This is a genomic window from Rothia nasimurium (assembly GCF_035916755.1).
Classification (GTDB): Bacteria; Actinomycetota; Actinomycetes; order Actinomycetales; family Micrococcaceae; genus Rothia.
The window spans coordinates 170,945-194,246 of sequence record NZ_JAYWIX010000007.1 but is presented as its reverse complement, the minus strand read 5'-3'; the positions used below and the strand labels follow the sequence as shown (position 1 = coordinate 194,246).

Genomic DNA, 23,302 nt, shown 5'->3' with positions numbered 1-23,302 from the left:
CGCGGCCCCGCCTTTCGCGCGAAAGGCGGGGCCGCGTCCCTGTGTTTTTACTGCTGGATACGTTTCTCGTAGCCTAGGCGCTCTTGGGCTCCTCGTAGCGGGGGAAGATGGGAGCCGGAGCGGGTAGCTCGGTGCCGGGTTCCAGAGCCCGGTCAAGCGCTACGAAGAGGCGGTTCTCGGGAACAACCGCCAGCAGGTCGAGCAGCTTGCCCATGGAAGTGGGCATAACCGGCTGGGTCAGGGTAGCGACAATGCGGAGCACCTCAGCGGTAACGTAGAGTACGGTGTTCATGCGCTCCAAATCGGTCTTGCGCAGCTTCCAGGGTTCCTGGGCGGTGAAGTAGCGGTTAGCCTCACCCACAACCTGCCAGATGCGCTCTAGGGCCCGGTGGAAGGCCTGCTCATCGAAGTCAGCGCGGACGGGCTCGTAGAGGGCAGCTGCCATTTCAAGCATGGCGGCATCTTCTGCGGTAAAGGCACCGTAGGCCGGGACCTTACCTTCGCAGTTCTTTACCACCATGGAGAGGGAGCGCTGGGCCAGGTTACCCAGGTCGTTGGCTAGGTCAGAGTTAATGCGGTTCTTGATGCCTTCAGCTGAGTAGGAGCCGTCCTGGCCGAAGGAGACATCGCGCAGCAGGAAGAAGCGAAGCTGGTCCAGGCCGAAGCTGGCCACCAGGTCAGCAGGATCAACCACGTTGCCAATGGACTTGCTCATCTTCTCGCCGTCCACCAGTAAGAAGCCGTGGCCAAAGACCCGCTTGGGCAGGTCCAGACCGGCTGACCAGAGGAAGGCGGGCCAGTAGATAGCGTGGAAGCGGGTGATGTCCTTGCCAATCATGTGCAGGTCGGCAGGCCAGAACTTGGTGAAAAGTTCCCCCTCGGTATCGGGGTAGCCCAGGCCGGTGAGGTAGTTGGTGAGGGCGTCCACCCACACGTACATGACGTGCTTTTCGTTGCCGGGTACGGGTACGCCCCAGTCGAAGGTGGTACGGGAGATGGAGAGGTCGGTCAGGCCGTTCTTGATGAAGGCGGCCAGCTCATTACGGCGGGATTCAGGGTAGACGAAACCCTCGGTAGAGTAGAGTTCCAGCAGGCGGTCGCCATACTTGGAGAGACGGAAGAAGTAGGATTCCTCTTCGGTCCATTCAACCTCGGTGCCGGTTGAGGTGGCGTAGCGGACCCCGTCGCGCACCTCGGTTTCGTCTTCGGTGTAGTAGGCCTCGTCGCGCACGGAGTACCAGCCGGCATACTTATCGAGATAGATATCGCCACTCTCTTCCATCTTCTTCCAGATGGCCTGAGAGGCAGCGTAGTGGTCGGCATCGGTGGTGCGGATGAAGCGGTCATAGGAGATGCCGAGCATATCGTCCATCTCCCGAATCGCAGCCGAGTTGCGGTCAGCAAGCTGGCGCGGAGTCAGACCTTCCTTTTCGGCTGTGGTCTGCATCTTCTGCCCGTGCTCATCAGTGCCGGTCATAAAACGAACATCGAAACCATCAAGGCGCTTAAAACGAGCCATGACATCGGTTGCAATGTGCTCATAGGCGTGCCCAATATGGGGTTTGCCGTTGGGGTAAACAATCGCAGTGGTGATGTAGTACGGGGTAGAAGTCATAGCTACCACTTTACCCGTTTACAGCAACCACTGCGAACGCTATTTCACACGGGAAAAGGGCGCGGGTGGGCTTCCCCGGAGCCGACTGGCTGGGGCTGGCATGAATTGGTCGAGCGCCCCAGCGCGAGACCAAGAAGGTTAGTCGGCAAGGGGAAGCCCACCCGTGCTTCTTACTAGTCAGCCAGGTTAATAACCGCCGCCCGGGAGGCATTGACCACGCGCTTGATGGATTCGAGCACCTCAGCGGAAAGGGCTGAGTCCAAGGCAAGGACGCAGAGGGCTTCAGCATTCTTGTCGTTGCGGGAGACCTGCATACCGGCGATGTTGATGGAAGCGGTGCCTAGCAGGGTACCGATAGCCGCGATGACGCCGGGGCGGTCCACGTATTCAAGCACCAGCATGTGATCGGTGATGGGGATTTCTACGTCGAAACCATTGACGTTGGTCAGCTTCTCGATCAGCTTGGGGCCGGTGACGGTACCGGCTACAGAAACGACCTCACCATTGGCCAGGGCGCCGGTGAGCACGGTTTCGTTGCGGAAGTAGTCGGTTTCGGTAGTGGTGACCAGCTCGACCTCAACGCCACGCTGTTCGGCTAGCACGGGGGCGTTGACGTAGGAAACCTTGTCTGAGACGACGTCGGTGAAGACACCCTTGAGGGCTGAGAGCTTGAGGGAGGTGACGTCCTTGGTGGCGATTTCGCCAGCAATCTTGACCTCGACCCGGGTGAGGGCTTCGTCGCCGCCGATGGCGGTAAGGATGCGGCCAACCTTCTCTGCCAGGGGGACGCCGGGGCGGACGTCCTTGTCGATGGCGCCGCCTGCAACGTTGACAGCGTCGGGCACCAGGTCGCCTTCAAGGGCCAGACGTACAGATTTTGCAACCGAGATACCGGCCTTTTCCTGGGCTTCGAAGGTGGATGCACCCAGGTGGGGGGTGGCAACGACGTTGGGCAGCTCAACAAAGGGAACGTTCTTGGCAGGTTCCTTGACGTAGACGTCAATGGCGGCACCGGCAATTTCACCTGAGCGCAGGGCTGCGTCGAGGTCTGCTTCGTCGATCAGGCCACCGCGAGCTACGTTGATCACGTAGGCGGTCTTCTTCATCTTTGCGAAGCTCTCGGCGTTGATCATGCCCAGGGTCTCGGGGGTTCGGGGCATGTGGATGGTAATGAAGTCAGAGCGCTCTACCAGCTCATCGAGTTCTACCAGTTCTGCACCCAGGGCTGCTGCGCGGGCGGAAGTAACAAAGGGGTCGTAGGCGATAATCTCGGTGCCGAAAGCCTTGAGGCGTTCTGCAACCAGACCACCGATTCGACCCAGACCGATGATGCCGATGGTCTTTTCAAAGAGCTCAACGCCTGAGAAGGCAGAGCGCTTCCACTGGCCTGCCTTCATGGAGGCGTCGGCAGCTGAGATATTACGGGCCAGGCCCAGGATGTGCCCGACGGTGAGCTCTGCTGCTGAGATAACATTCGAGGTGGGAGCGTTGACCACCATGACGCCTGCCTTGGTGGCAGCCTTGATGTCTACGTTATCGAGGCCTACACCCGCACGGGCAATGACCTTGATTTTCTTGGCTGCAGCGATGGCTTCTGCGTCGACCTGGGTGGCTGAGCGCACCAGAATAGCGTCTACATCGGCAATAGCGGGGAGGAGTTCGTCGCGGTTGGCGCCGTCGCAGGAGCGGATTTCAAAGTCGGGGCCCAGGGCTTCAACGGTGGCGGGTGAGAGTTCTTCAGCGAGCAGAACGACGGGTTTTGCAGTCACAGGTGGTTTCCTTAGATAGCGGGTGACGGTTATGGGAAAGTAGGGCAGCTGGCGCTTCGGACCCTAAGGACGCCGCTGCTAGGGGTGCTCTGTAAAGAGCAGGAGTGCGGTGGGTAGGCTACAGTTCACCGTACGGCTGTAGCTAGACCGCTCCCCCCCCAGTTTACGGGGGGGGGTGGCAAGAGCCGGCTACCTTGCCCTGGGTGGGTGAGGTAGCCGGCTCTTGAGAGTTCACTGCTGGTGCAGGTGAGAGTAGCTTGGCTTAGCGGGCAACTGAGCCGTCGACGTAGTCTGAGTCAACGGAGTTGTTCCAGGCAAAGAGCTTGCGCAGTTCGCGGCCGGTTGCTTCGATGGGGTGGGCTTCACCCTTGGCGCGCAGTTCCTTGAACTCGGGGCCGCCGGCTGCCTGGTCTTCCATGAAGCGCTTAGCGAAGGTGCCGTCCTGGATGTCGGCCAGAACAGCCTTCATGTTTTCCTTGACCTCGGGGGTGATGACGCGGGGGCCTGAGACGTAGTCGCCGTATTCGGCGGTGTCTGAGATGGACCAGCGCTGCTTGGCGATGCCGCCCTCGATCATGAGGTCAACAATCAGCTTGAGCTCGTGTAGCACCTCGAAGTAGGCGATTTCGGGCTGGTAGCCAGCTTCGGTCAGGGTTTCGAAGCCGTACTGGATCAGCTGGGAAGCGCCACCGCAGAGTACTGCCTGCTCACCGAAGAGGTCTGATTCGGCTTCTTCCTTGAAGGTGGTTTCAATGACGCCTGCGCGGGTTGCGCCCATAGCCTTGGCGTAAGCCAGGGCCAGGTCGAGGGCCTTACCTGAGGCGTCCTTTTCAACGGCGACGAGGGCGGGCACAGCGCGTCCTGCCTCAAATTCGCGGCGGACGGTATGGCCGGGGCCCTTGGGGGCAACCATGGCAACGTCGACGCCCTCGGGGGCTTCGATGTAGCCAAAGACGATGTTGAAGCCGTGGGCGAAGAAGAGGGCGTCACCTTCGTTGAGGTTGGGGGCGATGTCGTTCTTGTAGACCTCTGCCTGAACCTGGTCGGGGGTGAGGATCATGATGACGTCTGCTTCTGCTGCTGCTTCTGCAACGGTGAGAACGCGCAGGCCTTCTGCCTCTGCCTTGGCGCGTGACTTTGAGCCTTCTGCAAGACCAACGCGGACGTCTACGCCGGAGTCACGCAGGTTGAGGGCGTGGGCGTGGCCCTGGGAACCGTAGCCGATGATGGCGACGGAGCGTTCTGCGATGTTCGCCAGATCTGCGTCGTCGTTGTAGTAGATCTTTGCCATGGTGTTCGATCTCCTTGATCGGTTGAAGGGCAGCAGCTGCTGCTAAACCTTGGTTGTGATGAACCGTTAGTCTCTAGCCTAGTAGGTTCGACTAGTTTTGAGACGCGGGTTTCATATTTTGGAACGATATTTTTGAGTGACTCTTCGCCTAGCCGCGCAAGGCCTTCTCGCTCATGGAGCGGGGGCCACGGGAGAGCCCGATGGTGCCAGCACGCACGATTTCGCGGACGCCAAAGGGTTCAAGCACCTCAAGCAGGGCGTTAATCTTATTGGCTGAGCCGGTGGCCTCGATAATGACGGACTCGGTAGAGACGTCCACAATCTTGGCGCGGAAGAGGTCGGCGGCCTGGGTGACCTGGATGCGGGCTGCCGCGTCCGCCTTGACCTTGATGAGAATGTGGTCTCGCTGGGCCGAATGGTCGTCGGGCAGTTCCACAATCTTGAGCACGTGAATCAGCTTGTTGAGCTGTTTAGTGACCTGTTCAAGTAGCACCCCCTCGGCGTCGACCACCACGGTGATGCGGGAGATACCGGGAACTTCGGTGGGGCCAACGGCCAGGGAATCAATGTTGAACATGCGGCGGGCAAAGAGACCTGAGACTCTGGCCAGCACGCCGGGCTTATCTTCTACAAGAACCGAGAGGGTGTGGCGACTCATAGCATCTCCTCATCTTCGCCCCAGGAGGGTGAGATATCTTTAGCAATCTGAATCTGGTCGTTCGATACGCCGGCGGGAACCATGGGCCAGACCAGGGCGTCGGGGCTGACGTTGAAGTCCACGACAACAGGGCGGTCGTTGATTGCCAGGGCCTGCTTGATGGTTTCTTCTACATCCGCGTCGCTCTCGCAGCGCAGGGCGGCACAGCCATAGGCTTCAGCCAGCTTGACGAAGTCAGGCACGCGCTCGGTACCCATGCCGGTCTTGAGGTGGGTATTAGAGTAACGGCCATCGTAGAAGAGGTTCTGCCACTGGCGCACCATACCCAAGGACGAGTTGTTGATAATAGCAACCTTGATAGGAATGCTGTTCTGCACACAGGTGGCCAGTTCCTGGTTGGTCATCTGGAAGCAACCGTCACCGTCAATAGCCCACACGACAGAGTCGGGGAAGGCTACCTTGACGCCCATAGCTGCGGGAATAGAGAAGCCCATGGTACCCAGGCCAGCTGAATTGATGAAGTGGCGGGGGTTTTCGCTCTGGATAAACTGGGCTGCCCACATCTGGTGCTGACCCACACCGGTGACGTAGTAGGCGTCGGGGCCAGTGAGCTCGCTCAGCTTTTCGATGACGTACTGGGGAGAGCCTAGGCCGTCGTCAGTCTTGGTGTAGCCCAGCGGGAAAGTTTCCTTGAACCGGCTGACCAGCTTCCACCAGTCCGAAAGGTCGGGAAGTTCAGAGGCAAACTCACCTTCGAGAATCTCGTTGAGTTCGGGCAGCACATAGCGCAGATCACCCACGATGGGTACGTCGGCAATACGAATCTTTGAGATTTCTGCAGGGTCTACATCGACATGGATGACCTTAGCGTGCGGAGCGAATTCTGAGACAACACCGGTGACGCGGTCGTCAAAACGAGCACCCAGGGCAATGAGCAGGTCAGACTTCTGCATGGCGGTTACTGCCGGGACGGTGCCGTGCATGCCGGGCATGCCCAGGTTCTGGGGGTCTGAGTCGGGGTAGGCGCCACGGGCGGTCAGGGTGGTGACGACGGGCGCGCCAATGGTCTTAGCTAGCTTGAGCAGCTCGTCGGATGCTTCAGCACGGACGACGCCGCCACCTACATAGAGAACGGGGCGCCGGGACTCGGTGATGAGCTTAGCCGCTTCACGAATCTGCTTGGAGTGGCCGCGGGTCACAGGGTTGTAGCCGCGGGGGTCGGTGTTAGCGGGCGGCCAGGAGAAGTCCATCATGCCCTGCTGGGCGTCCTTGGTGATATCAACAAGGACGGGGCCCGGGCGGCCGGTTGCGGCAATTTTGAAGGCGGTGGCGATGCAGCGGGGAATCTCCTGGGCATCGCGCACCATAAAGGAGTGCTTGGTGATGGGCATGGTCATGCCCACGATGTCGGCCTCCTGGAAAGCATCGGTGCCGATGACCTTTGAGGATACCTGGCCAGTGATACAGACAATGGGCACAGAGTCCATGTTGGCATCCGCGATGGCGGTAAGCAGGTTGGTGGCACCGGGGCCCGATGTAGCAATAGCTACGCCGACCTTGCCGCTGGCGATAGCATAGCCTTCTGCAGCGTGCCCTGCCCCCTGCTCGTGGCGCACCAGGATGTGGTTGAGCTTTTCAGAGTCAAAGAGGGGGTCGTAAGTGGGCAGAATTGCGCCGCCGGGCAGGCCGAAGATATCGGTAACACCCAGTTCTTCGAGGGAGCGGACGATGGCCTGCGAGCCGGTCATACGCTCTACCGGTGAGGTTTCTGAGCTGCTACGGTTGCCCAGGTTTTTAGCTAGATCTGCAGGGTTGATGGGATTTCCCGCTGTCATTGGTGATCCTCGCGATGGTCTGAAGATGATCTTGTGTGTGAGCGGTGGGTGCGCCCGTTGGGTGTAGGTAGTGCCGGGTTGCGGATAAACCTAGAAAAAAACCCTCCGCTTGGTTGAGCGAAGGGTGCGCACGCCGTAAGACACATCAAAGACTTATGCTGCGCACTCGTTCACGAGTCGCACCACAAGAATAATCTGTGACTGCTGGCGTGTTGTCATACCCCTTATTCTTGGTGCTCAAGGGCACACCGGTCAAACCGGTCTTAGAATATGACACAGTCAGCTCACCCCTCAGACACCATCGGAGAGGGGTAAAGCGGTCTAGCCTGGTCAAAGGACACAAAGCTGCACATCGTCATTTAAAGACTTTTAGGCAATCAGTAGCACTTTTCTGGCCAAGACTTCAGCTATAGCACGTAGACTGATGGTATGACTGAACCCCAGCTCACCAGTAGTGAAATTGCCAAGGCCCTGCACACTGTCTTTGATAGTCAGATTATTAACTATGGGGCCTACAACCTGGTTTTTGCTACAGGTTCATCTATCTACCGCAACCCCGATTTGGCATCCCATCAGGAAGAAAACCAGAGCCACTTCCTTATCGGCTACAGGGATACCCCGCGAGAGGCCGTCATTGCCCCGCTCTCCCTACCCGAAGTTCGTGGCGCCGGAACTCCCACTTCTATCGACAACACAAATGCCGCCCGTACCTTTAGCCTTTCAGAGTTTTCCTTTGGGCTAGAATCCACGAACGGCACCTCTTTTTCTCTCACCTTTGAGCCCCACATGACCGTCCAGACAACAGAAGGTAGCGGCGTACTGGATCAGGCACTTGATATTGAAGATTTTAAGCGCGTCATCATTGAGGCCTGGGAGCTCTAGCCCTCCCCTAGGGTGAAGCCCGCACACAAAAGATTGGGTATCACCTGAAGACTAGACGTAGATAAACCAGGATGAATAAAGAAGAAGCCCGACCGGCTAGCCGGTCGGGCTTCTTACGCTGTGCGCCCCCTGGGACTCGAACCCAGAACCCATTGATTAAGAGTCAATTGCTCTGCCAATTGAGCTAGAGGCGCATATTTACTTGTCAGACCGAGAACCTGTCTCAGCAACGGGTTCTACTATACGCACCTTTTATCGCGCATGCAAGCCGAAATCAGCGTTTGTGAGCACCTCCACACAAGATATGATTACCCGCCTGCAAAACCTCTTTGAGGCACGAAGAAGCCCGACCGGCTAACCGATCGGGCTTCTTCTTTTGTGCGCCCCCTGGGACTCGAACCCAGAACCCATTGATTAAGAGTCAATTGCTCTGCCAATTGAGCTAGAGGCGCATATTTACTTGTCAGACCGAGAACCTGTCTCAGCAACGGGTTCTACTATACGCACCTTTTATCGCGCATGCAAGCCGAAATCAGCATTTGTGAAGACCTTCACAAAAACTGAAATTCGTACCCTAAACCGGAGGCCTCCTACCCTAACGGCAGGAGGCCTCGAAGCACTACTTGCGATACTCGGCAATCATCTCAGGCGTAATAACGTCCATAACAGCGGTATTTACACGTTCAATGACAGGCTCCGTGACATTAGCCTCGGGCACGTCGGCCTCTGCCGACGGAGCCTCTGCTAAAGATTCAGTGATAGCCCCAATCTGGGCAGTATGCTCACCGGCCACATCGTCCAGCACCTCGCCACCGCCATGGTGCTCGTTGAGGCTCTCGATAATATGAATGAGCATTTCGCGAAACTCAGGGTTAGAGAGTTCGCCTGCAGATCCAAGCTTGCGGTCAATATTCTCAGCTTCTGCCAGCACGCGCCGCCCCTCTTCGGTGATACCTAGAAGGTAGCTGCGGCGGTCAATAGTGTTACGGGTGCGGAAAACGTGCCCGTGCGCTTCGAGCCGCGCAAGGGTCTTGCCCATGGTCTGGGCCTGCACACCCACAAGGGAGGCAACTTTCACCTGTGAAATCATGCCTTCGCGGGCAATGACGCCAAGAGCTGTTACGCCAGCATGGGTAAGCCCAAGTGACTTCAGCTGATCATTCCAGCTGTATTCCAGCATGCGCGCTGCAGTTGAGAGGAGTCGATTAATCGACCAATTACGAATTTCTGGCATAGCACCATTATAAGCATACTCAGCACTTATATGCCTAGACATGACAGGTGCTTGACATAATCAACTGTACACTGAGTAATTGTTGAACAACCCTGTTTTTCCGCTAAAAATCAGGGTTCCTTGCCCCTGATAAGCTGGTAGCAAGGCCGCAGCCCGGTAGGCTGCACCCCTTTTCTGTTCACCATGTGAAAGGACGCCCGTGGAACGACTTACTCCGGGAACCCCCGCACCCCAGTTCACCCTGCCCGCTGCAGGAGGTGTCACCGTCTCTCTGGCCGACTACGCAGGGCAGAAGGTCATCGTCTACTTCTACCCCAAGGCCTCCACCCCCGGCTGCACCACCCAGGCCTGCGATTTTAGAGACAACCTAGCCTCGCTCACCTCGCACGGCTACGCCGTCCTGGGTATCTCACCCGACAGCGTCAAGGCCCTCGATACCTTCACCGAGAACCAGGAACTCACTTTCCCCTTGCTCTCTGACGAAGACCACGCGGTTGCGGAAGCCTACGGAGCCTGGGGCGAAAAGAAAAACTATGGCAAGACCTATGTAGGTCTAATCCGTTCCACTCTCGTCATCGATGAAAAGGGCATCATAGAGGTCGCCCAATACAACGTCCGGGCCAAGGGGCATGTTGCCAAGCTCCGCCGAGATCTAGGCATCGACGCCTAACCGCGACGGCCGTATTTAGCAAAACCTCTCAAGGTGTTGTAGCATAGACACTGTTGTGCTGACAGCACCGCATGCGCGAGTGGTGAAATTGGCAGACACGCAGGATTTAGGTTCCTGTGCCTTACGGCGTGAGGGTTCAAGTCCCTCCTCGCGCACACTGGCGAAACACCCGTTCAGCCCGGTTTATCCACGGTTGGACGGGTTTTTTGATAACCAGAACCTGGCGGCCACAGCCTAGGCCAACGAGCCTCAGAACGAAGGGGATTCTCTCATGGCAGCACCAGCCCTCACCCGTCGCACCCTGCTTCACTACGGTTCCCTGCTGACCGCCGGCCTAGCCCTTTCCGCCTGTTCAACCTCCACCGAGGCCACCCCCGCGGCGTCCGCCTCCGCCACCGAGAGCGCAGGCCCCACCTTCCGTTTTGCCCAGGGCGCCCAGGTACTCACCCTTGACCCGGCAGCTACCTACCGGGTAGAAAGCCACCGCATCAGCGCCCAGATTCTAGAACCCCTGGTGCGGGCCGACGTTAACACCGGCGAGCCTGCCCCCTCTCTTGCCAAGAGCTGGGAGATCAGCGAGGATGGCCTCACCTATACCTTCGCCTTGGTTGAGAACGCCAGCTTTAGCGACGGCAGCCAGCTGACAGCGGATAGCGTCCTTGCCAACATCGAGCGCTGGTCTCGCCTGGGGAAGGCTCCGCTGACCCGAATGACCCAGCCCTTCCACCAGCTCTTTGGAACAGCCCAGGCAACCGATGGCAGCCAGCTAGGCTCCCTGGTCAGCAGCTGGTCAGCCCCCAGCGATACAAGCATTACCATTGTGCTAACCCGCCCCTCCCGCAGCTTCCTCAAGGCCCTCACCCAGCCGGCCTACGGGCTGGTCCTACCCAGCACTATCGGGGCGGACGGCTACCTCACCGGCTCCCCTGTAGGCACCGGCGCCTTTACGCTGAGTTCCTGGGACGGTAGCACCGCCGTCCTCACCCGTAATGCCTCCTACCGAGGGCAGGCCCCCGACCTTGGCACCATCGAATTCCTCACCATCCCCGATGCCGAAAAGCGCTACTACAATCTGCTCGAAGGCCGCATCGATGCCTACGACCAGGTAGCCCTCAAGGACTACGTCCCCCTGGCCCTGGACGGGTACGCGGTGCAGTCCCGCGACCCCTACGCGATTGCCTATATCGGTATCAACCTCTCCCACCCGGCCTTCGACGACGCCCGGGTGCGCCAGGCCCTGGCCCGCGCCATCGACAGGGCCGCTCTCGTCGAAGCCTACTACCCCCAGGGCACCAATACCGCCCCCGACTTCATCCCCGCCCTCTTCCAGATGAAGAAAGAGGACATGGCGCAGGTCTACACCTATAACCCCACCCGCGCCCAGGAACTCCTGCGCGCCAGCACCTACGCCAACCAGGCCATTGATTTCTACTACCCGGTTAACCTCTCTTTACCTTCCCTACCCTCTCCCGAAGGTATCTACTCGCTGATTTCAGCAAACCTGGTTGAGGCAGGCTTCAACATCGTACCCAAGCCCTACCGCTGGTCAGACGCCGGTACCGAGGACGTACCCACCGCTCACCCCGACTATGGGCTAGAACTGACCGGCTTTATCGGGGCCTTCCGCGACCCCACCGCCTTTCTGGGGCATGTGCTCACCCCGGCGGCGTCCGCCCCCACCACCATCAGCGAACCCAGCCCGAGCGCAGGCTCCAGTGCCACCCCTTCCCCCACTTCCACAGCAGCTGCCACCGAACCGACCAAGGTTACTGCCAGCTACGCCAGTATCCGCCAGGCTATCGACGAGGCTGATACCCACACCGATATCGCCGAATGGCGGGAAGCCTACAAGGACATCAACGACCAGGTCGCCAACCTACTCTCAGCCATCCCTCTGGTCTACCCGGTCTCGGGCGTCACCCAGGGCCAGCGGGTGCGCACCTACACGGTGAGCGCCACCTGCATCGATGATTTCTCTACCGTGCACATCGACGACTAAACCTCTACCGGGCGTCTGCAAAAGAGCGTCAAAGAACTGTGCGTGTTAGGTAGGTCGCCCTATCTGTACTACTCTAAAGAAGAGAACGGGGCCGAGCGGCTCCACCCCAGCCGGTGTCCAGCGTCGGGCACCACAGTCTTAGAGTGACGGAGTGTCAATCACGTGGCAAACGAAGTACAGACCGATGTCGTCCTAGTGGGCGGCGGTATTATGAGCGCAACCCTGGGCGTCCTACTCAAAGAAGTAGAGCCCGCCTGGAATATCACCCTGCTGGAGCGTCTGGACCAGGTAGGCCAGGAGTCATCTAACCCCTGGAACAACGCAGGTACCGGCCACTCAGCGCTCTGCGAACTCAACTACGCCCCGGCAGGCCCCGACGGCACCGTAGACCCGGCCAAGGCACTGGGTATCAACGAGCAGTTCCAGGTCTCCCGCCAGCTCTGGGCCTCCCTGGTTGAAGAGGGCAAGATCAAGGACACCAGCTTCATCAACCCCGTACCCCACATGTCCCTGGTCTTCGGTGAAGACCACGTGCGCTACCTGGGCAAGCGTTTTGAGAGCTTCGAGAACCAGAAGCTTTTTGAGCGTATGAAGTTCTCCACAGATTTTGACCAGATTCGCCAGTGGGCTCCCCTGGCCGTTGAGGGCCGCGACCCCAACCAGAAGATTGCTGCTACCTGGTCCCCCGAGGGTACCGACGTGGACTTCGGCAACCTCACCCAGCAGATGGTGGACTACCTGGTAGAGCAGGGCGTCACCGTCCAGTACGGCCAGCAGGTCACCAACCTCGAGCAGCAGAGCAACGGCAGCTGGCTGGTTAAGGTTAAGAACCGCCTGAACTCCGAGCACAACCAGACCATTCGTGCCAAGTTTGTCTTCCTGGGGGCCGGTGGCGGCGCCCTCAACCTGCTGCAGAAGTCAGGTATTAAGGAGGGCAAGGGCTTCGGCGGCTTCCCCGTCTCGGGCCTCTTCTTCCGCAACACCAACGAAGGAACCGCGCTCAAGCACAATGCCAAGGTCTACGGCCAGGCTTCGGTGGGTGCCCCGCCCATGTCTGTGCCCCACCTCGACACCCGCTACGTGAACGGCAAGCGTTCCCTGCTCTTTGGCCCCTACGCTGGCTTTAAGACCAACTTCCTCAAGCAGGGGTCCCTGCTTGATTTGCCTCTCTCCCTGCGTCCGGACAACCTGGTCCCCATGATTCGTGCAGGCCTGGATAACGTGGATCTCACAAAGTACCTCATCGGTGAATTGCTCAAGAACCGCGACGAGCGTGTAGCTTCTCTGCGTGAGTACTACCCCACCGCGGTAGCAGATGAGTGGGAGCTCATCACCGCCGGTCAGCGCGTGCAGGTTATCAAGAAGGACGCCAAGAAGGGCGGCGTGCTACAGTTCGGCACCGAGCTCATCGCCTCGGGCGACGGCTCCGTCGCAGCCCTGCTCGGTGCCTCCCCCGGCGCTTCAACCGCAGCCCCCATCATGCTGACTCTGCTGGCCCGTTGCTTCCCCTCCAAGATGACCGAGTGGGAACCCCGCATCAAGGAGCTGGTGCCCGGCTACGGCGTCAAGCTCAACGACAACCACGACCTGGCTGACGAGCTCTTTGCCCACACCGCCAAGGTGCTGGGTATCGATAACTAGCCCACCGGCGTCCGCCCACTACCATATGGGCCACCCTGTCTAATAGCTGCCTCGGCACCATGTGCCGGGGCAGCTTTTGTTGATGAAGAAGCAGGTGCTTAGCTAACTCAAAGATTTATCATGCTACTGATAAGATGTTTACTGATTAAATCACCGCATGCCTAAAGGACGACACTATGGCTCTCGAAGAACAAACCATTAGCCGGTCCGCCACCGAGGACTCCCACAAAGAGGCTCCCAAGCCCGCCAAGCTCTCAGATATGAGCGGCTCTAGCTGGAAGTACATCTTCAAGCGCGCCCTGAGCGAATTCACCAATGACGGCTGCACCGACCTAGCCGCCGCCCTCACCTACTTCACGGTGCTCTCTATCTTCCCCGGCCTACTGGCCGTGGTCTCCCTGCTGGGTATCTTTGGGCAGGGCCAGCAGACCACCAACGCAATTCTCAACTTCCTTGAAGACTACGCCCCGGCTGAAATGCTGACTCTTCTGGAAGATCCCATCACCCAGCTCACCAGCTCAGACACCGCTGGCCTGGCTCTGGTGACCGGTGTGGTCGGCGCCCTCTGGACTGCCTCGGGCTACATCGGCGCCTTTGGCCGCTCCATGAACAAGATCTACGGTGTAGTAGAAGGCCGCCCCATCTGGAAGCTGCGCCCCTTCAACCTGCTCGTCACCGCTGCCATGGTGCTGATCGTTGTTGCCATGATGCTGGTGCTGCTGTCCTCTGAGGATGTGCTGACCACCCTGCAGAACGCCGTGCCCGCTATCGAACTCGGCGGCTTCATCGGCGTATGGATGTGGCTGCGCTACCCCATCATGCTGGTTCTGGCCGTTGTGCTCATTAGCCTGCTCTACTTCGCCACCCCCAACGTCAAGCAGCCCAAGTTCCGCTTCCTCACCCCCGGTGCCGCTATTGCCCTGGTCGTGATGGCTATTGCGGGTCTGGGCTTCACCTTCTACGTGTCGAACTTCGGCTCCTACAATGCCACCTACGGCCTGATCGGTGGCGTTATCGTGATGCTACTCTTCATCTGGATCATGAACAATGTGCTGCTGCTTGGCGCCCAGATTGATGCTGAGATTCAGCGCGGCCGCGAGCTGCAGGCAGGCATCAAGGCTGAGGACGAGCTTCAGCTGCCCCCTCGCGATGACACCATGGCGATCAAGCTGCAAGAGAAGAAGGAAAACCTCGTCGAAGAGGGCCGCAAGATTCGCCTGGCCCATAACGGTGTTGATTTCCAGCAGATGGCCGAGAAGCAGGAGAAGAAGGACTCCGAGTAGACGCTATGTGCGAGCCCTGTCTTTCGGTCGAGACTTTCTGTGCTCCCGTTGCCGGGGCGGATGTTCCGCTCCGGCTTCTTGAGGGCCAGCAGGTGGTGGCGGTACACGGTTTTGCATCCACCCCTGAGGTGACCTGGGAACGGACCGGTTGGGTGCGGCAGCTCCAGCGGGCGGGGGCAGATATTCATCTGGTCACCCTGCCCTACCACCGGCTCGAAGAAGCAGGGCTCGAAGGGTCAGGAAAGTCTAGCGGGCAGATAGCCGTCACCTGGCAGCAAGAAGGGCTCATGGCCTCCCTGGGCACAGCCCTTGTCCAGGCTCTGGCAGGTTTAGATACACCGGTTCATCTGCTGGGCTATTCCCTGGGCGCCCGCATCTGCTGGCAGGTAGCGCTCAGTTCCCCGCACCTGGTACAGAGCCTGACGCTCGGAGGCTTGCCCCTAGCCACCCACCTCGATGAGGTGCAGTCCTATCTATCGGCACCTTCCCCCGCTCCCGGCGCCTACCTACCAGAGGGGCTCCAGGCCGTCCTCGACGCCAGCCCCCTGCCCCGCGCTGCACTGGCTGCTTTTACCACCCAGCCGGTTGAGCCTTTCACACCATATAAGCTACCTGCCTGCCCCACCCTCCTCTTTGCCGGCAGCGACGATACCCTAGCTACCGGGCTCCCCGCCCTTGCCGCGGCCCTGCCGCACCCGGCGTCCGCCTATCTGGAGCTAGCGGGCCGCAACCATATTAGTGCCCTGACCAGCGGGCAAGCCCGCCGGGCGTCCGCTGACTTCATGGCCCGTCATGCGGTCTCACGAGCTGGCAGCGAACCGGACCACACGGTAGCGTAGAGGGTAGCAGCAGGTAGCTGCCTGCCGATGTTTTTACCCTCTCGCTATCGAAGGAGCCCCATGCACAAGGTCAAGGCCGTCGTCTCTCTGGCCAAGGATCAGCCCGTTGAAGTTGTTACCATCAATGTGCCCAACCCCATCAAGGGCGAGGCCCTGGTGAAGGTGCTCACCTGCGGTGTCTGCCAGACCGACCACCACTACGTCCAGGGCGGGGTCGGCAACGACTACCCTTACCTGCTGGGCCACGAGTCAGCCGGCATCGTCGAGGCGGTGGGCGAGGGCGTCACCAACGTTGCCCCCGGCGACCTAGTTATTCTCAACTGGCGGGCTGTCTGCGGCGAGTGCCGGGCCTGTCAGAAGGGCAAGCCCCAGTACTGCTTCGCCACCCACAACGCCACCCAGAAGATGACCCTGGAAGACGGCACCGAGCTCTCCCCCGCTCTGGGTATCGGATCCTTTGCCGAGAAGACCCTGGTGGCAGCCGGCCAGTGCACCAAGATTGAGGCTGAGCTGACCGAAGACCAGTATGCCGCTATCGGCCTGCTGGGCTGTGGCGTCACCGCTGGTCTGGGCGCCGTTCTCAACACCGGTGAGGTAGCCCGCGGCGAGTCCGTTGCTGTGATTGGCTGTGGCGGTGTGGGTACCGCCGCTGTTGCCGGCGCCAAGCTGGGCGGGGCAACCACCATCATCGCCGTAGACATCGACGACGAGAAGCTGGCCCGGGCCAAGGAGCACGGTGCCACCCACGTCATCAACTCTAAGAACCAGGACCCGGTAGCCGCTATCAAGGAGCTCACCGACGGCTTCGGCGCCGACCTAGTCATTGACGCTGTGGGCGTTGAAGCAACCTTTAAGCAGGCCTTTGAGGCCCGCGACCTGGCCGGACGCGTCGTGCTGGTGGGCGTGCCCGCCCCCGGCACCACCTGGCAGGCTCCCCTCGATGAGGTCTTCGGGCGCGGCGGCTCCATCAAGTCAGCCTGGTACGGCGATACCCTGCCCTCCCGCGACTTCCCCATGTTCGTGCAGCACTACCAGCTGGGCAACCTCGACCTGGACGGCTTCGTCTCAGAACGCATCAGCCTGGACCAGGTCAACGAAGCTTTCGAAACCATGAAGACCGGTAAGGTGCTTCGCTCGGTCGTTGAGCTCTAGGAGTTATCACCATGACAGAACGTATTGAACGAGTTATCACTTCCGGCACCTTTTCCCTGGACGGGGGCACCTGGGAGGTCGATAACAACGTCTGGATTATCGGCAACGACACTTCCGTGGTCATTATCGACCCCGCCCACAACGTCGATAAGATTTCTGCCAAGGTTGCAGGGCGAACCGTTGAGAAAATCCTGCTGACCCACGCCCACGACGACCACATCCGCTCAGCTAAGGAAGCCGCCGACCGCTTCGACGCCCCGGTCTACCTCAACCCGGCAGACCGTCCGCTCTGGGAGATGGTCTACCCCTCCTGGGACTTCGATGAAGACCTGGCAGAGGGCGATACCATTACCATCGGTTCCACCGAGCTGAACGTCTTGGCAACCCCGGGCCACTCCCCCGGCTCCGTCTGCTTCTACGCCCCCACCCTCTCCTGGGACAACAGCGAGGGCGTACTCTTCTCGGGCGATACCCTCTTCAATGGAGGCCCCGGCGCCACCGGCCGTTCCTTCTCCAGCTTCGAGACCATCATCGAGTCAATCTCAACCAAGCTCTTGACCCTGCCCGAATCCACCGCTGTGCTCACCGGCCACGGGGACTCCACCGGCATCGGCCTAGAAGCCCCCGAACTCGAAAACTGGATCAAGCGCGGCCACTAGCTGCGCGGGCGTCCGCTCCATCAACCTATAGCTAAGGGGCCCTACCGTCAGCTGACGGTAGGGCCCCTTGTGCTTAGAGCGATGAGAGGATGCGCTAGGGCAGCAGGGCCAGGCGCTCCTCGTAGGTGCGACGCCACAAGAACCCGTAGAGATGCCCCAGGCAGAAGTAGATCGCAGCGGCGATGAGAGGAATAATCAGGGCAACCTGGTAACTATAGGAGCCACTCAAATCGGCTGCCCACACGAACCCCACCGCGATACCGCCCAGGGAACAGGCCTGCAGGGTAGAAAGAGCCAGGTCCAGGTTCTTACGTACCGAGAGGCTGGTGGCCACTGAGTCCATGGTGACCAGGCAAATACCGTAGGCAAGACCCACACTGATCAGAGGAATCACCATACCCACAGCTGAGGTGGGCAGAGACAGGGTCATGGCGGTGAGGGTCAGGCACACCCCGCTCACCAGCCAGGCCCCCCACCCGAACATGGGCAAGCACTCAAAGAGCACAAACAGGGCAGAAATCACCGCGCAGAAGCCCAGGAGGGCAATCAAGAAGCCGGTGACGCCTATCTGGTCGGTTGAAATAGCATAGGCCACGATAGCTGCCTGGGTAGCGCCCAGCGACAGGCCTAGGCAAATAGTGCCCAGCTGGGGTATCCAGAGCAGGGAGCGGTTTACGCCCCGCAGGGGCTTGCGGCGGTTGCCCTCACTGACGTCCCGGGTCTCAACCGGCAGGTTTTCCGGGCGCCACAGCAGCATAAGCAGGCCAAGAACATCAAGCACAATCACCGCAAACAGGGCCGACTGGGCCGTCAAAAAGACCGTGGTCATACCGGCAATCACGGCCCCGGCAGGTAGGGCAATGACGTCAAACATGGTTTCAAGCGAAATGGACGCGTTGAGCTTACGGCGGTCCTTGGTGGTGAGGTACTCGGCACTCCAGTAGCTTCGCATCATCGCCCCCAGCGGCACGGTGCTCACACCCGTCACCGCACAGGCTGCGAGGAAGCGGCCGATAGACCCGCTACTGGTCTCAGCAAAGCGCAGGGACTCTAACATCAGCCACATCAGGGCCAGAATGTTGAGCACAGTAACAGCGAAGAAGATTCTTCGCTGGCCCCAGCGCTCAGAGATGGACCGGTAAACCGGCACCATCAGCGCAGCACTCAGCCCCACCGTACCGGCAGCGTACCCGCCGAGGGTTGCCTCATTATTCTGCACGGCCAGCATCATCATCACCGCTAGCATCACCATAGCCGCAGGCAGACGCATGAGCAGGGAGAAGAAGAGGAAGCGCCAGCCGTGGGTCAGCAGCAGGTCGCGGATACGGGTACGGGCGTACTCGGTTGAAATGCGCAGGCGAGTGACGCTCTCCCGCAGGTTATTCCGCAGATCAGGGCTACTGGGCCGCTGGCGATCACGCCGGTAGCCCAGCCCCGTGCGGGGGGAAGAGCTGCGATTCTTGGGGTTACGGTGGGGGCTCACGCTGCTCCTGCATCTGCCACCAGGGATGACCCCTGGGGCGAGCTTGTAAGGACGATGTGCTTGTTAATACGGTTCTTCATCTCGGCCACATGCGAGATGAGACCGATGACTCGCCCGCGCTCGCGCAGGGAGTCGATGGTGGTCATGACCTCTTCGAGGGTTTCATCGTCGAGAGAGCCGAAGCCTTCGTCAACGAAGAGGGTATCGATGTCGATACCGCCGTTAGTCTGCTGCACGACGTCGGCAAGCCCCAGTGCCAGGGCCAGGGAGGCCATGAAGGTTTCGCCGCCCGAGAGGCTTTCGGGGCGGCGGCTGGCGTTGTGCCAGGTATCAAAGATATCGATGGCCAGGCCGGATTTCTTGTTGCGCCCCTCTGCCCGGTCGGTGTGTTCCAGGCGGTAGCGGCCGTGGGTCATTTTTTCGAGGTGCTCGCTGGCTGCCTCGGCGACCTCGGCGAGCTGGTAGGCCAGCACATAGGACGTCAGCGTCATGTGCAAGCGGTTATCGCTGCCGGGGGCTGCTGTGGCGGTCGCTGCGAGTTCATGTTTGAGGTGGGCGTCCTCCAGTAGCAGGCGGCTCTTTTCTAGGGTCGTTTCGAGCAGGCTCAGCACCTCGTACAGTTCCTCGCGGGCACCGGTCAGTCGGGTGGCATGGCTAATGAAGCTATCGCGCTGGGCGCTGAGCTGGGCAATTGCTGCCTTGAGCTGGTCTAGCTGTTCGGGGGCAGGTGGCTGGCCGCCGTCCGCCTGGAGCTGGGCGATGGCGGCCAGGGCGGGGCTAGTGAGCTGGGCTGTGACCGCCAGGGTGCGGTCGCGGTGGGTGGTGATCTGCTGTTCTAGCTGGCTGGCCTGGGTCTTGGTGAGGAGCTGGATCTTTACCTGCTGGGCGTCCTTGAGCTGGGCTTCTTGTAGAGCGCTGTTCAGCTCTTCCTGGGCGGACGCCTGGGCTTGGGCCTGCCGCTCCTGGTCGGCGTAGGCAGCGAGCAGGGTGGGTAGCTGTCTGGCTAGCCGGTTGAGGGTGGCGATACGGTCGGCGAAGCCGGGGCCCTGGAGGTGGGGCGCTAGCTCGGTTTCAAGGCTTTCTCTCTGAGCGGTGAGATGGTGCAGTTTGGCTTCTTCGCTCGTGTGCTGGCGTTCGACCTCGGTCAGGGCTGCCCGGCTGGTGCCGAGGGTTTGTTCGGCGGTGGCGATGCGCTGGGCAAGGGCCCTGCGGTGGGCGACCTGGGCCTGGGCCTGGCTGAGGTTCTCCTGGGCAGAGGTTAGGGCTGCTCGGGCTTCTTCGGGTTCAGGCGTGCCCTGCTCTACCAGCTGGTCGAGGGTGCTCTGGGCTGCGCTCAGGGCGGCGAGCGCCTGTTGGGCTTCTACTTCTGCCGCGTCGCGCTGGTACTTGGCGAGGGTGAGGGCTTCTTCGGTAACAGGTGGGGTGTTCTGGTCGTAGCTGGCGGGGGCGGGGTGGTCTGTGGAGCCACAGACGCTACAGGGCTGGCCATCGGTGAGGGTTTCGGCCAGGATTTGGGCGGCGGCGTCAAAGCGCTGGCGCTGTAGGGTTTCGGCGTGGGTGGACGCCTTCCGTCGGCTTTCTTCGGCCCCTTGGGAGGCCCGCTGGGCGGCTTCTAGGTTGGTGCGGGCCTGGGTCAGGCGGTCGGCGGCGGTGACCCGGTCGTTGGCCTGGTCCAGCAGGGCGCGGGCAGCCTCTTCGTGGGCGGTAGCCTGCTCGGTTTTCTCGTAGTCCTGACGCTGCTGGGTGAGGCTCTGCTGGGCTTCTTCCAGGGCCTGGGTGAGCTGGGTGCGGCGGGTAGTCAGGCCTTTGAGGTTGCTGGTGCTGGCCTGTGCCTGAGCAGCCAGGTTTGCGATGTCTTTTTCTGCCTGCTGGTAGCGGGTGAGCTGGTCGATGTGGGCGCTGGTGAATTCGCTCAGCTGCTGGCTGGTCGCGTCGGTGAAAGTGGTCTCGAGGGCGTCCTGGGCTTGGGTGAGCAGGTCGTATTCGAGGGCGGTTTCGGTGAGGTTTTCCCGGGCGGACGCCAGAAGCGTGCGGGTGCTGCCCAGGTGGGTTTCTACCCGGTCTGCTGCCTGCTGATAGGCGGTTGCTGCCTGTTCAGCCGCTGTTACCCGAGGCAGAATCTCGGCAGCTACCCGGTGTTCTTCGAGGCGGGCGCGGCTAGCAGCTATCTGGCTCTCTTCACTTGCCAGGGTTTCCTGTTCCTGGGTGAGCTTGAGGAAGGTGGCCCAATCTTTTTGCAGCTGGGCGGTTTCGGTGTGCTCGTTTGCCAGTGTTTCGAGGTCGTGGGCGGTTTTATCCCGCTGCCCTTCTAGACTCTGAATGAGATCTGCTAGCTGGCTGAGTACCTGGCGCAGGTGGTCGGGTAGGTCCGCTACAGGAGCGGGCGCGGAGTCTTCGGGAGCGGAAGAGCTTTCGGTGCTTTTGTTTGCCTCGTGACCCAGGGCACCTTGCGCCTGGTCAGCCCGGGCTGCCTGCTCGGCACGTTCTGCCCGCTGCTCTAACACCCGCAGGTCCTGCTGGGCAGCCTCGGCTGCAGCGGCGGCGTCCTTAGCGTATCTGTGGAGCAGGTCCTGTACCTTCTCGAAGTCCTCGGTACCAAAGAGCTGCTTGAGCAGCTGCTCCCGCTCCCCAGAGGTAGCGACCAAGAAACGCTGGAACTGCCCCTGGGGCAGCAGCATGACCTGGTTAAACTGTTGGGCGTTGAGGCCCAGTGCAGAGAGCATGAAGTCGCCGGCGTCCTTGTGGCGGGTGATAGCCGGGTCTGGTTCCCAGCTCCCGGTGGCGGCATCAAACTTCTCAATCAGAGTTTTGGCCTGCTCAGTAGTAGTGCCCTCACCGCGTTTCTTGGGGCGCTCGTAGGCCGGGCTACGGTCGATCCGGTAGCGGTCAGTGCCGATGGTGCAATCCAGCAGCACCCGGGGCTGTACGTGGGGGTCAGCGAAGCGGGATTTCAGGTCGGTGCGCCCCGATGAGGTGGAGCCGTAGAGGGCGTAGCAGATGGCATCGAGAATAGATGACTTGCCCGAGCCGGTAGGGCCGTTGAGCAGGAAGATGCCCTCTCGGTTGAGGTCGTCAAAGTCGATGGTAACGGTTCCCGGGAAGGGGCCGTAGGCGGTCAGTTCTAGTCGGTGAATTCGCATTTAGTCGCTTGCTCCCCTGGTGCGGGCCTGGTCTAGGACGTCGGTGAGATAGGTGGTTTCAGCCTCGTTGAGGGCACGACCGCGCACGTGCTCGTAGAAGGACTCGCAGATAGCCTGAACGCTCTGGCTCTCGCGGGTGCGGCGGTAGCTGTACTCCGGGCGGTTCTCAGCGCCTTCGGGGGCGAAGAAAAGTTCCTGGACGTGCTCGTAGTGGACTTTGAGCCTATCGAGGGCAGCGGCTGGGCGCTCAGCATCGGTCAGGGTAATACTGACAAAAGCCCGGCCGTAGGCCTGCACAGTGCTTTCGGCAAGCACCTCGTTGAGGGTACCCTTGAGGGTTTTGAGCACCAGGTGGGTTTGCCAGGTATGCTCGCTCACCTCGGTAGTTCCGTCAGGGGCTACGTCGATGATCCAGGCCCCCTTGCGGTGGTTTTGCTCGCTGAAAGAATAGGCCAGGAGAGAACCGGAATACCTGACGGTATCGGTGACTTTCTGCCGCCCGTGCAGATGCCCCAGGGCTGTGTAGCTGGCAGCAGCAAAGGTGCTCGCTTGCACCTGCTGTACCCCGCCTACCGAGATATCGCGTTCTGACTCTGAGGGCTCTGAACCCGTGGCAAAGCAGTGGGCAAGCACCACCGTGGCGGCAACCTGGCGGGTGGCGGCGTCCTCTTCTACCCTCCTCATGGCTTCAGCCAGCACGCTCGCGTGGCTAGCCTCGGTGCCCCAGCGTGCAGCAATCGGGCGCGGCTCTAGGTAGGGTATGCCATAAAAGGCCACCTCAACGCCCCCGGCGGAGAGCAGGACGGGTTGGCCCACCTGGGTTTGCGAGGTCACCAGGTGCACGCCCGCAGCACTCAGCAAAGAAGAGCCAAAGCCCAGGCGAATAGCCGAATCGTGGTTACCGCTCGTTGCTACCACCTGCGCTCCAACCTGCACCAGGCGGGTCAGGGTACGGTCGAAAAGCTGCACGGTCTCGATACGGGGCTGGGCCTGATCATAGACGTCCCCGCTAATCAGCACCACGTCGATGCCCTGTTCCTGAACCAGAGTCACCAGCTCGTCGAGTAGCTGCTCGGCATAGGAGTGCAGGGAGGTACCGTGAAAGGTTCGGCCCAGGTGCCAGTCTGAGGTGTGCAAGATACGCATACCACC

17 protein-coding genes and 3 tRNA genes are annotated in these 23,302 nt (G+C 60.4%); 9 read left to right on the top strand and 11 right to left on the bottom strand.

What is annotated here, in order from left to right:
- Window positions 1-73: 73 nt before the first annotated feature.
- The 5 genes from metG to VSX42_RS09295 form a co-directional block, all read right to left on the bottom strand.
- Window positions 74-1,615 (bottom strand): methionine--tRNA ligase, encoded by a 1,542-nt coding sequence (gene metG, locus VSX42_RS09315; RefSeq protein WP_326504015.1) that lies wholly within the window; start codon window positions 1,613-1,615, stop codon window positions 74-76.
- Between the two features lie 173 nt (window positions 1,616-1,788).
- The gene (gene serA, locus VSX42_RS09310; RefSeq protein WP_326504014.1) at window positions 1,789-3,384 is read right to left on the bottom strand and encodes a phosphoglycerate dehydrogenase; all 1,596 of its coding nucleotides are present in this window, start codon (window positions 3,382-3,384) and stop codon (window positions 1,789-1,791) included.
- A gap of 262 nt (window positions 3,385-3,646) precedes the next feature.
- The gene (ilvC, locus tag VSX42_RS09305) at window positions 3,647-4,675 is read right to left on the bottom strand and encodes a ketol-acid reductoisomerase (protein WP_185174491.1); all 1,029 of its coding nucleotides are present in this window, start codon (window positions 4,673-4,675) and stop codon (window positions 3,647-3,649) included.
- Between the two features lie 148 nt (window positions 4,676-4,823).
- Window positions 4,824-5,333 (bottom strand): acetolactate synthase small subunit, encoded by a 510-nt coding sequence (ilvN, locus tag VSX42_RS09300; protein ID WP_326504013.1) that lies wholly within the window; start codon window positions 5,331-5,333, stop codon window positions 4,824-4,826.
- Window positions 5,330-7,168, bottom strand: a complete 1,839-nt coding sequence (locus VSX42_RS09295; RefSeq protein ID WP_326504012.1) for an acetolactate synthase large subunit — start codon at window positions 7,166-7,168, stop codon at window positions 5,330-5,332. Before VSX42_RS09295 ends, ilvN begins: the two co-directional genes overlap by 4 nt.
- A gap of 429 nt (window positions 7,169-7,597) precedes the next feature.
- On the opposite strand from VSX42_RS09295, the gene VSX42_RS09290 reads away from it, so the two are divergent.
- Window positions 7,598-8,050: a hypothetical protein gene (locus tag VSX42_RS09290; RefSeq protein ID WP_326504011.1), complete on the top strand. Its 453-nt coding sequence runs from the start codon at window positions 7,598-7,600 to the stop codon at window positions 8,048-8,050.
- Between the two features lie 121 nt (window positions 8,051-8,171).
- Here VSX42_RS09290 and VSX42_RS09285 read toward each other — a convergent pair.
- From VSX42_RS09285 to VSX42_RS09275, 3 genes are all read right to left on the bottom strand, one after another.
- A tRNA-Lys gene (locus VSX42_RS09285) sits at window positions 8,172-8,244 on the bottom strand.
- Between the two features lie 185 nt (window positions 8,245-8,429).
- Window positions 8,430-8,502 (bottom strand) — tRNA-Lys (locus VSX42_RS09280).
- 167 nt (window positions 8,503-8,669) lie between these two features.
- Window positions 8,670-9,284: a MarR family winged helix-turn-helix transcriptional regulator gene (locus VSX42_RS09275; RefSeq protein ID WP_326504010.1), complete on the bottom strand. Its 615-nt coding sequence runs from the start codon at window positions 9,282-9,284 to the stop codon at window positions 8,670-8,672.
- A 199-nt stretch (window positions 9,285-9,483) separates the two neighbouring features.
- Between VSX42_RS09275 and bcp the strand changes: the two genes are divergently transcribed.
- The 8 genes from bcp (at window position 9,484) to VSX42_RS09235 (ending at window position 17,527) form a co-directional block, all read left to right on the top strand.
- The gene (gene bcp / locus VSX42_RS09270; RefSeq protein ID WP_326504009.1) at window positions 9,484-9,954 is read left to right on the top strand and encodes a thioredoxin-dependent thiol peroxidase; all 471 of its coding nucleotides are present in this window, start codon (window positions 9,484-9,486) and stop codon (window positions 9,952-9,954) included.
- 73 nt (window positions 9,955-10,027) lie between these two features.
- Window positions 10,028-10,109 (top strand) — tRNA-Leu (locus tag VSX42_RS09265).
- A gap of 116 nt (window positions 10,110-10,225) precedes the next feature.
- Entirely contained in the window at window positions 10,226-11,953 is a 1,728-nt protein-coding gene (locus tag VSX42_RS09260; protein ID WP_326504008.1) for an ABC transporter substrate-binding protein, read from the top strand.
- Window positions 11,954-12,115: 162 nt separating this feature from the next.
- The gene (locus VSX42_RS09255) at window positions 12,116-13,594 is read left to right on the top strand and encodes a malate:quinone oxidoreductase (protein WP_326504007.1); all 1,479 of its coding nucleotides are present in this window, start codon (window positions 12,116-12,118) and stop codon (window positions 13,592-13,594) included.
- 176 nt (window positions 13,595-13,770) lie between these two features.
- The gene (locus tag VSX42_RS09250; protein ID WP_326504006.1) at window positions 13,771-14,877 is read left to right on the top strand and encodes a YihY/virulence factor BrkB family protein; all 1,107 of its coding nucleotides are present in this window, start codon (window positions 13,771-13,773) and stop codon (window positions 14,875-14,877) included.
- A 5-nt stretch (window positions 14,878-14,882) separates the two neighbouring features.
- Window positions 14,883-15,716, top strand: a complete 834-nt coding sequence (locus VSX42_RS09245; protein WP_326504005.1) for an alpha/beta fold hydrolase — start codon at window positions 14,883-14,885, stop codon at window positions 15,714-15,716.
- Between the two features lie 60 nt (window positions 15,717-15,776).
- The gene (locus VSX42_RS09240) at window positions 15,777-16,868 is read left to right on the top strand and encodes an S-(hydroxymethyl)mycothiol dehydrogenase (protein WP_326504004.1); all 1,092 of its coding nucleotides are present in this window, start codon (window positions 15,777-15,779) and stop codon (window positions 16,866-16,868) included.
- An 11-nt stretch (window positions 16,869-16,879) separates the two neighbouring features.
- Window positions 16,880-17,527 carry an MBL fold metallo-hydrolase gene (locus VSX42_RS09235; protein WP_326504003.1) on the top strand — a complete coding sequence of 216 codons (648 nt, stop codon included), beginning with the start codon at window positions 16,880-16,882 and terminating at the stop codon, window positions 17,525-17,527.
- A gap of 94 nt (window positions 17,528-17,621) precedes the next feature.
- Here the strand turns inward: VSX42_RS09235 and VSX42_RS09230 are convergent, their stop codons facing one another.
- Genes VSX42_RS09230 through VSX42_RS09220 form a run of 3 tightly spaced genes read right to left on the bottom strand, consistent with a single transcriptional unit; the run spans window position 17,622 to window position 23,296 of the window.
- Window positions 17,622-19,010 (bottom strand): MFS transporter, encoded by a 1,389-nt coding sequence (locus VSX42_RS09230; protein WP_326504002.1) that lies wholly within the window; start codon window positions 19,008-19,010, stop codon window positions 17,622-17,624.
- Window positions 19,007-22,150, bottom strand: a complete 3,144-nt coding sequence (locus VSX42_RS09225) for an SMC family ATPase (protein ID WP_326504001.1) — start codon at window positions 22,148-22,150, stop codon at window positions 19,007-19,009. The genes VSX42_RS09230 and VSX42_RS09225 overlap by 4 nt, the downstream gene beginning before the upstream one ends.
- The gene (locus VSX42_RS09220) at window positions 22,151-23,296 is read right to left on the bottom strand and encodes an exonuclease SbcCD subunit D (protein WP_326504000.1); all 1,146 of its coding nucleotides are present in this window, start codon (window positions 23,294-23,296) and stop codon (window positions 22,151-22,153) included.
- Window positions 23,297-23,302: the final 6 nt, after the last annotated feature.